This is a genomic window from Spirochaeta isovalerica, assembly GCF_014207565.1.
Classification (GTDB): Bacteria; Spirochaetota; Spirochaetia; order DSM-2461; family DSM-2461; genus Spirochaeta_F; species Spirochaeta_F isovalerica.
Map to the genome: position 1 here is coordinate 233,531 of NZ_JACHGJ010000002.1, position 11,734 is coordinate 245,264.

At 47.7% G+C, this 11,734-nt stretch carries 10 protein-coding genes; 4 read left to right on the forward strand and 6 right to left on the reverse strand.

The window, feature by feature from the left end:
• Position 1 precedes the first annotated feature (1 nt).
• The 3 genes from fabZ (at position 2) to HNR50_RS05960 (ending at position 2,384) form a co-directional block, all read left to right on the forward strand.
• Positions 2-430, forward strand: a complete 429-nt coding sequence (fabZ, locus tag HNR50_RS05950; RefSeq protein WP_184744884.1) for a 3-hydroxyacyl-ACP dehydratase FabZ — start codon at positions 2-4, stop codon at positions 428-430.
• Positions 430-1,611 carry an enoyl-ACP reductase FabV gene (gene fabV / locus HNR50_RS05955; RefSeq protein ID WP_184744886.1) on the forward strand — a complete coding sequence of 394 codons (1,182 nt, stop codon included), beginning with the start codon at positions 430-432 and terminating at the stop codon, positions 1,609-1,611. The genes fabZ and fabV overlap by 1 nt, the downstream gene beginning before the upstream one ends.
• Before the next feature lie 170 nt (positions 1,612-1,781).
• A complete protein-coding gene (locus HNR50_RS05960) occupies positions 1,782-2,384 on the forward strand; it encodes a TetR/AcrR family transcriptional regulator (protein WP_184744889.1) in 603 nt (200 codons plus the stop codon).
• Positions 2,385-2,476: 92 nt separating this feature from the next.
• Here HNR50_RS05960 and HNR50_RS05965 read toward each other — a convergent pair whose 3' ends face one another.
• From HNR50_RS05965 to HNR50_RS05985, 5 genes are all read right to left on the reverse strand, one after another.
• The gene (locus HNR50_RS05965) at positions 2,477-3,403 is read right to left on the reverse strand and encodes an ABC transporter permease (RefSeq protein ID WP_184744891.1); all 927 of its coding nucleotides are present in this window, start codon (positions 3,401-3,403) and stop codon (positions 2,477-2,479) included.
• A complete protein-coding gene (locus HNR50_RS05970; RefSeq protein WP_184744893.1) occupies positions 3,403-4,479 on the reverse strand; it encodes an ABC transporter permease in 1,077 nt (358 codons plus the stop codon). Before HNR50_RS05970 ends, HNR50_RS05965 begins: the two co-directional genes overlap by 1 nt.
• Positions 4,479-6,011 (reverse strand): ABC transporter ATP-binding protein, encoded by a 1,533-nt coding sequence (locus HNR50_RS05975; RefSeq protein ID WP_184746282.1) that lies wholly within the window; start codon positions 6,009-6,011, stop codon positions 4,479-4,481. Before HNR50_RS05975 ends, HNR50_RS05970 begins: the two co-directional genes overlap by 1 nt.
• Positions 6,012-6,090: 79 nt before the next feature.
• The gene (locus tag HNR50_RS05980; protein ID WP_184744895.1) at positions 6,091-7,290 is read right to left on the reverse strand and encodes a BMP family ABC transporter substrate-binding protein; all 1,200 of its coding nucleotides are present in this window, start codon (positions 7,288-7,290) and stop codon (positions 6,091-6,093) included.
• Between the two features lie 263 nt (positions 7,291-7,553).
• Positions 7,554-8,846 (reverse strand): NCS2 family permease, encoded by a 1,293-nt coding sequence (locus HNR50_RS05985; RefSeq protein WP_184744897.1) that lies wholly within the window; start codon positions 8,844-8,846, stop codon positions 7,554-7,556.
• Between the two features lie 202 nt (positions 8,847-9,048).
• On the opposite strand from HNR50_RS05985, the gene ade reads away from it, so the two are divergent.
• Positions 9,049-10,800, forward strand: a complete 1,752-nt coding sequence (gene ade, locus HNR50_RS05990) for an adenine deaminase (protein ID WP_184744899.1) — start codon at positions 9,049-9,051, stop codon at positions 10,798-10,800.
• On the opposite strand, the gene HNR50_RS05995 is transcribed toward ade, so the two are convergent.
• A complete protein-coding gene (locus tag HNR50_RS05995; RefSeq protein ID WP_184744901.1) occupies positions 10,801-11,673 on the reverse strand; it encodes a hypothetical protein in 873 nt (290 codons plus the stop codon). It abuts the gene before it with no gap.
• Positions 11,674-11,734: the final 61 nt, after the last annotated feature.

Below are 11,734 nucleotides of genomic sequence, written 5' to 3' on the forward strand. Positions count from 1 at the left end.
TATGAGTGAAATGGAAAAACTTCTTCCCCATAGAGACCCTTTTCTCTATGTGGACAGACTGGAAACAGTTACCGAAGAAAATATCGTCGGATACAGGCTTTACACCGATAAAGAGTATTTCTTTAAGGGTCACTTCCCCGAATACCCCGTGGTGCCCGGTGTGCTTCTCGTTGAAGCCATGGCCCAGTGCGGCGGCGCCGGAGTAAACCAGGCCGGTGTTCTGCCCGAAGGATCCCTTTTCTTTCTCGCGACAATAGAGAAGGCGAAATTCAGAAAACAGGTCCGTCCCGGCGACGAAGTGAGATTTGAAATTAAAAACGACCGCATCTCCGGAAGAATGATAAAGCAGAGCGGAAAAGCCTATGTCGGCGACGATGTGGCAGCCGAAGCATCATGGATGTGCGTAGTCGGCTCCAAAGAGGAGATGTAATGGCTTCAGTTCATGTAAAACCGATGATTATCAACAATGTCTGTCTGACCACTCATCCCGATGGTTGCGCAGCTATGGTGAAAGAGCAGATAGAGTGGACAAAAAACCGGAAAAAAGTGGAAGGTCCGAAAAACGCTCTTGTTATCGGTTGTTCCACGGGATACGGTCTGTCCTCGAGAATCGCGGCTTCCTTTTCTTCAGGAGCCGGGACGATCGGAATCTCTTTCGAGAAAGAACCGACAGCTAAAAAACCAGGATCACCCGGTTACTATAACAATGCCGAATTCGACCGTCAGGCAAAAGCGGCCGGCATTTTTTCTCACACGATAAATGGCGATGCTTATTCCAACGAGATCAGGGAAGAAGTGATCGGATTGATAAAAGAGAATTTCGGAAAAGTCGATCTCATTATATACAGTCTGGCTTCCCCCGTACGGACTGATCCCGCAACAGGGATACTTCACAAATCCGCTCTTAAGCCTCTGGGTGAATCCTTTACGGCCAAGAGTGTTGACTTCATGAAGGAAACGGTCCGGGATCTGACGATCGAGCCGGCCCAGGAAGGCGATGTGGAAAACACCGTAAAAGTCATGGGCGGCGAGGACTGGGAAATCTGGATTAATACGCTTGGCGAAGCAGGTGTTCTGGCCGACGATGTAAAGACAGTGGCTTATTCCTACATCGGTCCTGAAGTTACCGCTTCCATATACAGAAACGGAACGATCGGTAAGGCGAAAGAGCACCTGGAAGCGACGGCTCTCAAACTCGATGAGAAACTGAAAGCCAAAGGCGGCCGGGCATTTGTTTCGGTCAATAAAGCCCTCGTGACCAGAGCCAGTGCCTATATCCCTGTTGTCTCCCTTTATATCTCCATCCTCTTTAAAGTGATGAAGGCGAAGGGTATACATGAGGGCTGTATGGAGCAGATCTACCGTCTCTTTGATGAGAGACTCTATGTAGAGGGGGAAACCCCTGTCGATTCGGAAGGTAGAATCAGGATCGACGACCTCGAAATGAGGGATGATGTTCAGGCCGAAGTATCTGAGCTTTGGGACAAGGTTTCCACGGAAACCCTGGCTGAAGTAACAGATATTATTGGATATAGGAAGGATTTCCTTCAGCTTCATGGATTTGATGTTGAAGGGATCGACTATGGCAAAGATGTGGTTTTAGAAGACTAAAAATTGTAATTTTTTACCTCGCAATTCAGCGCAAGTATATCGAACCGGCGTTGCCGGAAAGCTGAAAACAAAATTATATTTTTATCCCTCTGAAAAAACCGCATGGGGGGCTTCATTTTTGTGAAGCCTCCTTTCTCTTTTAAAAAATTGGCGCAGGAGACCGGAGAAGAATGCCGAAGATAATCAATCACGAAACCAGGAAGCGACAGATTCTGGAACAGTCCCTTCTCATATTCGCGAAAAAAGGTTTTCAGAATACCAATCTCTCTTATATTGCCGATGTCTGTAAAATATCACGGCCCACTCTGTACCAGTACTTCAAAGATAAGGAACAGATCTTTCAGTTCGCCATCAAGCATGTGACGGGCGATCTCTTCAAAGAATACAAGAAGATTTCACGCGACGAATCGCTCAATTATGAAGGGAAACTGAAAGCTATCTGCCGCGATGTCATTAATAAAAGCTATACCAACAAGCCTTTCATTGTATCTCTTGTCGATTTTCTCTTTCAAATGAAACGGAAAGGCAACGATTACTCGGAAGAAATCAAGAGGCGGACTGTCCGTCTGCATTACCTCTTTTCCGTTCTGATCAATCAGGGAAAAAGGCAGGGGGAATTTAAAGATATTCCCGTAGCCGAAACGGTCGATCAGATCTTCGCCATGATTGAGTCGTTCGCTTTTCAGATGGTTCTGCTCGACAGCTTTGTGCCGGAGAACTCGGCAAAGCTTCTCGAATTGTTTGTGGATAGCTTTACTGTGGAAAAGAGCTGAACTTTTTTTTCTCTTATACTTCTTCTTTCAGGCATGATTCGATTTATTCGAGCTGCCGAAGTACGTTGAATTAACTTCGGCAGATTGTATTATTAGCGTGAACCGCGGATATAGGGCTCTCCGAGAGTGGCCGGGGCACTCATTTTACGTTTGCCGCTCTTGCTCATTCCGTAGAACAGAAGCACGCCGAGGGTTGTCACATAGGGGAGCATGGCCAGAAGGTTGGGCGAAATCCCCAGAGGTTGAAGCACATACTGGATAACGAATATCCCGCCGAAGACATAGGCCCCGACAAAGGCCCTGGCAGGCTCCCAGAGTGCAAAAATCGTCAAAGCGATGACAATCCATCCCCTTCCGGAAGTCATTCCTTCAATCCATGATTTGCTGTAAGCTGTAGAAAGGTGTGCACCGGCCATGCCGGCAAAAGCTCCTCCCGCCATAACGCAGAGGTATTTGACTCTTGCTACATTGATTCCAAGAGTTTCCGCTGCTTTGGGGTTTTCTCCGACAGACCGGACTGTAATCCCCACTTTTGTGTGTTTCATCAGAAACCAGACAAGAATTCCCAATGCGACCGACAGGTAGAAATAGGGATCCTGATAGAAAAGCACTTTCCCTATTACGGGAATATCGGAAAGCACGGGGATTTTGATGGCGTGCATTTTTGTTGTGAGAGGACGTCCTATATAAGGTTTTCCCCAAAGTCCGCTCAAACCGAGCCCCAGCATGGTAAGAGCCAGTCCGGAAACAACCTGGTTCGCTCTGAGTGAAACAGTTACGAAAGCGTGTATTACGGAAATAAGAGCTCCCGCAATAGTAGCTGCCATGAGTCCGAGCCAGGGGTTTCCGGTAGTAAAGGTTACGATAAAGCCAGTCGCCGCACCGAGTGACATCATTCCCTCGACTCCGAGATTGAGAATTCCCGCCCTTTCGGAAATAACCTCGCCCATGGTTCCCAGCAGGAGGGGTGTTCCGGCTACAACGGTTCTGACCAGTATGGATGTTATTATTTCGAGCATTAGAGGACTCTCCTTTGAAATCTGACTTTGTGGTTCAGGAGAAAATCTCCCGCGATAAGAAAAATAAGTATTAAGCCGTTAAACACATTAACTGTTGTGGCGGGAAGCCCCATGGACATCTGTATAGCATCTCCTCCGACGATGATTCCGGCAAAAAAGAGTCCCGACAGAATGGAGAATCCCGGATTCAGCCGTCCCAGCCAGGCGACGATAATGGCCGTAAAACCGTATCCCGCGCTTATCGTATCCGGATAGCTGAGGTGATGGTGTATTGAGCTCAATTCTCCCACACCTGCCAGACCTGCCACGCCGCCGGAAATAAACATCATAATCAGCGACGTACGGAAAAAATTGATACCCGCATAGCGACCCGCCTCGGGATTTTCTCCGATAACCCGGATCTCATAACCGAATCGGGTCCGGTACACAAGAAATGCCAGAATCAGGGCCGCACTGACAGCTATGATCAGCATAAGCACCGATATTCTCGTCGAACCTAAATGCTGTAGAATCGCCTGGTCCGGCAGATCGTCCGTATAGGGGTAGCCGTATTTTGTTTCCCCTTTCCAGGGGCCGACTACGAGATACTTGACGAACTCCGCGGCGATGTAGTTCAGCATCAGCGTAGAAATGACTTCATTGATTCCGAACCGGACCTTGAAGATTGCCGGGATCAGCCCCCATAATCCTCCGCCGATAAAACCGGCCAGGAACATAAGCGGCAGAATAGCCCATGCCGGAAGACCCGGGCCTAGCTTGAGTCCCACCCAGGTGGCAAAAACAGCACCCAGAAGAAGCTGGCTTTCCGCCCCGATGTTCCAGAACTTCGCTCTGTAGGCCAGGGCGAGACCGGCGCCTATGAGAATGAGTGGAATGGCTTTTGTCAGCGTTTCCTGGAAGCCGAAGGCGCTTCCGAAAGAAGCTATGAATATTTCTCCGATAGCGAAGAATGGATTGATTCCCTTCAGGAGAAAGACGATTCCCACAGCGACGAGGCCCGCTAATAGGGATCCCAGGAGGGTTAGAACATTAAAGAGAGCTGATGTTTTCTCTCTGGGCAGTATGGTTACAGTCATCAGTTTGTCTCTCCTTTTCCTTCGAAGGAAGTTCCGGCCATCATCAGTCCGATTTCATCGATATCGCAGTTGGATGGATCGACAATGCCCATGATTTTTCCTTCGAACATAACAGCTATGCGGTCGCAGACCTGGAATAGCTCTTCAAGGTCCTCAGATACGAGAAGGACGGCGCCGCCCCGGTCCCGGGCGCTGATCAGCTCTTTCCGTATGTATTCCGCCGCGCCGACATCGAGTCCGTAGGTGGGATGGGCTGCAATGAGAAGGCTCGGTTCCGAAGCGATTTCCCGCCCAAGAATGAGTTTCTGAATGTTGCCTCCCGAAAGGTTTTTTACGGGAACGTTTATGGATGCCGCGTCGACATGGAATTTCTCGATTATCGAGTCGGTATGATTTTTAATAAGGGGATAATTCATCAGCATGTTTTTGCTGAAAGGCTTTTCGTGATGTTTTTTCAGAACCGAGTTTTCAAAGAGCTGAAGATTGGCGACAGTCCCGAACTTTATGCGCTCTTCGGGAACGTGATTGATTCCCAGATTGTGTATTGTCCTGGCCGATTTGTTCGTCACTTCCCGTCCCTGGAGGGAGACTGTTCCCTCTTCGGATCGGCGCAAGCCCGTTACGGCTTCGACCAATTCTCTCTGGCCGTTGCCCGATACGCCGGCGATACCCAGTATTTCGTTGCGGGAGACTGTCATAGTGATATTTTTCACTATGGGCAGGCCCTGATCACTGTTCACCGAAAGCGATGATATTTCCAGAACCGGTTCCCCGGGCCTGATATCGGCTTTCTCATAGGAAGCGCTGATCTCGCGGCCGATCATCATTCTGGCCAGATCCACTTTTGTTACATCTTTTATTTCCGCGGCTCCTGTCACTTCGCCCTTTCGCATAACCATGACGCGGTTGCATATGCTGATAATCTCTTCCAGCTTATGACTGATAAGAATGACCGAATGGCCTTCCTTGATCATCTTTCTCAAAATCTCGAAGAGCTCATCGGCTTCAAGGGGTGTCAGAACAGATGTGGGTTCATCCATAATTAGCAGATCGGCGTTGCGGAGCAGTGCTTTGAGGATCTCCACTCTCTGCTGTTCTCCTGCAGAGAGTTCCCAGATCTTTTTATCGGGATCAACTTCCAGACCGAACTTGCGGGAATATTCTTCAATCCTCTTTCTCATGTACTTCTGAGGGAAGAAGAAAGGGGCATCGGCATAGCCGAGAGCTATATTTTCCAGAACAGTGTGCTTCTGAATAAGCATGAAATGCTGGTGAATCATACCGATTCCCGCCTTCATGCTGTCTTTGGGGCTCTTGAGATGAAGAGGTTGGCCATTGACATGTACCTGTCCCTCATCGGGCATATACAGGCCGTAGAGGATATTCATCAAAGTTGTTTTCCCAGCTCCGTTTTCACCGAGAAGACCGAGAATATCCCCTTTTTCAATGGTCAGATCGACATTCCTGTTGGCTCTGACGCCGACAAAGGATTTGCAGATCCCCTTCATTTCCAGTTTTTCTATGCGTTTCAATTCCATACTCCCTGATGCCTGTTTACGGAAAAAGGGGGACGCCAGGGTCCCCCTTTATAGTTTTGCTCTTTGTGCTCTATCAGTTCTGGGGCAGAGGCGTGGCGAAGTTATCTACCTGATACATCATTTCTGCAAACAAATGGCCGATGGATGCTATTTCCCCATCGGCAACTGTCATATTCCCGTCCTGGTCGTAGATAGGTCCAGTAAAGGGATCGAATACCTCTCTTCCCTGTTTCATCTGGTCATATCTTTTCATAACAAGGTCGTAAACTGAGATATTTCCGAACTCGGCGTGGTCGATCATTTTGTTTTTAAGATCATCGACATATTTCGGGTTTATCTTCTCATCCCAAGAAGCACCGAGTTCCACGGCATTCTCTTTCATTAGCCATAAGAGATCGTAGTTTGTCAGATCGGCGGTTTTTCCGGCTTTGTAATCATTCATGACCTGCTCGTATATTACTCCCCAGTCTGTCAGCTGGCCGGTAATCGTCGCATCTTCGCCGTAGGCTTCCATGGGGCTGTAGTGACTGAGTGCGAAAACCCGATCGCCTTTTTCCATATGTTCCTGAGCCACTTCGATAACTGTTGGCGTATCTTCTGTGAATCCGAGTACGTCGCACTGTTCAGAAACGAGAGCTTCGGCGGCTTCTCTGGCTTTATCCGGCCCGTACCAGGCGTAAGTCCATTTAACATTGACTGTCGCGGCGGGATTGACTTCCTTGATTCCCAGTCCGAAAGCATTCATATGACGGAACAGCTCGGGGATCGGGAAGGCAGCGACATAACCGATTTTATCGGTTTCCGTCATGGCACCGGATATAAGGCCGTTCAGGTAGTAGATCTGGTACATATCTCCCATGTAAGTTCCCAGGTTAGGGGCTCTTTTAAATCCCGAGCAGTGAAAAAAGGTCGTGTCAGGATATTTTTCAGCGGCCTGAACCGTATCGTCCATATAACCGAAACTGGTTGTGAAAATGACATCGCATTTCTGCTGCTGAACCATTCTGTCTATAAATCTTACGGCATCACCTTCGGGAACGCTTTCCACAGTTACGGTTTCAACCCAGGGAAGCTGCTGTTCCAGATAGAGACGTCCCTGCTCGTGAGCATAGGTCCATCCAAAGTCTCCCGCCGGGCCGATGTAAACGAATCCCACTTTGACTTTTTCTTCTCCTCCCTGATCATCGGCAGCTGCTCCCTCCTGGCCGCCCGATGCGAAAAGAGTTCCTGTCGCCAGCAAAAGAGCCAGCATTAATGCATAAATCTTTTTCATAATATCCTTACTCCTTGATTTGATTCATTGTTCAGCACAATTGTCCCGTTTAGGAATGAGCTTGTCAATAAATCCCGGAGAATAAAAAACAGCGATTATGCATCGTCAATGAATATTTTCTACATTTATGTAAAAGCTTTATATGTGTAAAATCAGACAATATGACAGTCAGAATATAGTGTTATAGCTTCAGGCTAGCTTTTGAATAGATAAAAAAATCCGCCCCGGTGGAGGCGGATGTATAAATATTCAATCCGGTCGGTTTAGCCGATGATGATTTTCAACAGGAAGATCGCAGCGACGATATAAGTCATAATGCTTACATCTTTAGCTTTTCCTGTCGCTACTTTCAGCAGTACATAGCTGAGAATACCGAAAGATATACCTTCGGAAATACTGTAGGTGAGAGGCATCATGATGATAGTCAGGAAGGCCGGAAGCGCTTCGGTAACTTCGTTCAGCTCGATTTCCTTGATCGGCGACATCATGAACAGACCGACCATTAAAAGGGCGGGAGCTGTTGCTGCGCCGGGGATAACCAGGAAGATGGGAGAGAGGAAAACAGCCAGAAGGAAAAGAATCGCTGTTGTCAGAGCTGTAAGTCCGGTTCTTCCGCCTTCTTCAACACCTGCCGCACTTTCAACATAAGTTGTAACAGTACTGGTTCCCAGACAGGCACCAACGGTTGTTCCGATTGCATCTGCCAGAAGAGCCTGTTTCGCTCTGGGGACTTTTCCGTCTTCTGAAAGCATTCCCGCTTTTGTGGATACGCCGACCAGAGTCCCGACTGTATCGAACATATCGACCATGAGGAAAGTAAAGAGAACGGCGAACATATCAAATGAAAGAATGCTGTTCCATTCGAACTTGAATAAGATCGGGGAAAGAGATGCTGGAGCGCTGAATAATTTGAAACCTTCCAGATTGGTTACCCCAAGTGGGATCCCGACGATTGTGGCAGCTATGATACCAATTAGCAAAGATCCTTTTACTTTAAAAGCATGAAGTACGGCGATAATGGCAAGACCGATCAGGGCAACAAGAACAGGACCGCTGGAGAAGCTGCCAAGTTTCAGAAGAACGGCAGGGTCATCGACTATGATGCCTGCGTTCTGTAGACCGATAAATGCTATGAACAGACCGATACCGACGGAGATAGCTCTTTTCAGGTTCAGCGGAATGCTGTTGATAATAGCTTCACGAACATTGAAGAGTGTCAGCAGGATGAAAATGATTCCTTCAAGGAAAACAGCTGTCAGAGCGAACTGCCAGGATTTTCCCATTCCCAGAACAACAGTAAAAGCGAAAAAGGCATTGAGACCCATACCGGGAGCCAGAGCGAAAGGCAGATTGGCAACGAGAGCCATTACCAGAGTCGCAATAAAAGATGAAAGAGCTGTCGCAGTAAATACCGCGCCGGCGTCCATACCTGTAGCACTGAGTATTCCCGGGTTAACGGCCAGAATGTAGGCCATTGTCAGGAAAGTGGTGATACCGGCAAGGATTTCAGTTTTTACATTGGTACCTTTTTCGGTCAGTTTAAAAAACTTGTCCATTAATTATTTCCTCCGATTCAAATTGTATTACTTTCATACATTCTCTCTTGAGATTGGCTATTGAACAAGTGATTTTTTACAAAAAGTTACTTTGTGTAGAAATAGCTTTACAAATGCAATGTCTGATAATATGATTATCTGTTAAGGTGCTTTGTTTGATTCTTCAGCCGCCTGTTATTAGACTATGATATAGGAGATGGATATGAAAAGCGGAGATATGAAAAAGTTGATAAAAACAGCTTCGGGTGAAATTCCTGCCGATCTGGTTCTGAAAAACGGTTCTATAGTCAATGTCTTTTCAGGCGAAATCCTGAAAGGGGATATAGCGGTCTGCGACGGAAAGGTCGCGGCCGTATCTTATGCCGGAGAGAGCGATATCACATATGAAGGGCTTGAAGTTATCGATCTGCAGGGGAAAACGATTGTTCCCGGACTGATTGATGCCCATGTCCATATTGAAAGCTCAATGGGAACGCCGGAGAATTTTGCTTCCATTGTCATACCTCACGGAACCACGACGGTTATCGCGGACTGCCACGAAATCGCCAATGTCTGCGGGAACGACGGAATCCGTTATATGATGAACGCATCGGATAACACACCTCTCGATGTTTTTTTTATGATACCTTCCTGTGTTCCCGCCACTCCTTTCGAAGATGCCGGAGCGAAAATCCGCATCGAGGATATGAAACATTTCATTGATGACAAGCGGGTCAAGGGGCTGGGGGAAATGATGGATTACCCCGGTGTCCTGCAAGGACGAAGCGATATTATGGATAAGCTGACTCTTGCGGTCAATCACGGGAAATTTGTCGACGGACACGGACCGACCCTGACGGGAAAAGCTCTCAGCGCCTATGCTGTCGCGGGAATAAAAACAGACCATGAGTGCAGCAGTCTGGAGGAAATGCGCGACCGGCTCCGTGCGGGAATGTATGTGCTGATCCGGGAGGGTTCGGCGGCCTCGGATCTGAAAGAGCTTATCAAAGGTGTTAACGAAAGCAATTCGCGGCGCTGCTGCTTCTGCACAGATGACAGACAGGCGGAGGATATTATCCATATCGGCCATATCGATAATAATGTCCGACTGGCTCTGAAAGCGGGAGTGGATCCTGTGTCGGTCATCCGCATCGCCACAATCAATTCCGCCGAGTGTTACGGGCTGAAAGGCAAAGGGGCCATTGCTCCCGGGTATGATGCCGATTTTCTCATAACGGATAATCTGAAGGATTTTAATGTTGAATCGGTCTATATCAATGGAATTCTCTCCGCGGAAAAGGGCGAATATAAGTTTTCGATCGATTCGCTGGAAGACAGGCATGTCCTTTATACTGTGCATCTTCAGTCTATCGATAAAGAAGTGTTCAAACTGAAAATGTCATCGGATTCGGCCAATGTTATTTCCATGAAACCCGGCAGTCTCATAACGGAAAAAGTCGTCCGCAAAGTGAAACGGGACAAAGAGGGCTATTTTTCCGAAGGGGATGGATGTGATCTGATCAAAGTCGCCGTTATCGAAAGGCACAAAGGCCCGGGCTATATCGGTCTGGGACTTCTGGAAAACTACGGTCTGAAAGGGGGAGCAGTCGCCTCATCCATCGCTCATGACTCCCATAATATCGTCGTGGCCGGAGATAATGATGAGGATATGATCCGGGCCGTCCGGGAATTGAAGGAATGCGGAGGCGGAATCACCGTCGTATCCGGCGGGAAAGTTCTCGATACGCTTGAACTTCCCATTGCCGGGCTGATGACTTCCATGGACAGCGGCAAACTGGCGGAAAAGCTCAACAGCATGATCGAACTGGCCAGGAAAGAGCTTTGCATCAACCCCGCGATGGATCCCTTTATGACTCTCGCCTTCCTGGCTCTGCCGGTTATTCCCGATATCAAGCTGACGGATCGCGGACTGTTCGATGTGAAGACGTTTTCCTTTATAGATGTCAGTGTGTGATCACCGTTTCGACACTTCAACCGTCTCCAGAAGCCGGTTTCTCTCATCGGTTATTTTAATGGTGTATTCATTGGCTCCGGTATATTCGTATTGAGCTGTCGCGTGAATATTGCCATTGTCATCGATTGCGAAAGCTGTTTCGATTGAACCGTCGGCACCGTCAATATACTCGAAAGTGCAGTGGGTCCTTTCGAAAAACTGTCCGGGACCGCTCTTTTCATAGAGATAATCAGTGACCCGGTCTCCATCATAGGTAAAGGAATAGAGTGTCTTGATCTTCGATTCTCCCCGGCCTTCCGATGTTTCTTTCCGGTAGCGAATAAGCTGCATCTCCTCATTGTAGTCGAGTCGGCTGGCAAACCCGTCATCTCCCGTACCAATGGATTCGACTGCGGTCAATCTCCCGTCACTGAAGAAATATCGTGTTCCGTTTTCATCATTCAGGGTTATAGTCCTTATGTTTCCCGAATCATCCTTCTCCAGGTCGAAATTGAGCTCGTCTCCGCCTTTTCTAACTGCAACGAAATAGGGTGTGGGAAAGTAGATCTCTTTGTCGTTGAATCTGACGGAACCCAGTTCCCGGTTTTTAAATTCATAAATGTATTTATCATTATTTTCCTGAAAGGAAATGAGACGCCCTTCACTGTCGTATCCGTATTTATATTCGGTTTCCACATTATTAAAGGCCGGTGTCAGCTTTACGTTAATTTCGCGGTAGGAGCTTTCCATCGTGTTCAGGCTGAAAAGTCCGCAGCTGTATGCTGAATTGATATGATTGACGGCGCCCGGATAAATATTGCCTTTGTAGACTTCATAGGACCATAAGGTTCCCGCGGTTAGTATGGCAAAGAGGAGAAAGGCTGATTTTTTCATGGCATGCCTCCTTTAATGAATATCGGAAGGTTGGCCCATAAAAGGAAATTCTATTCGTTTT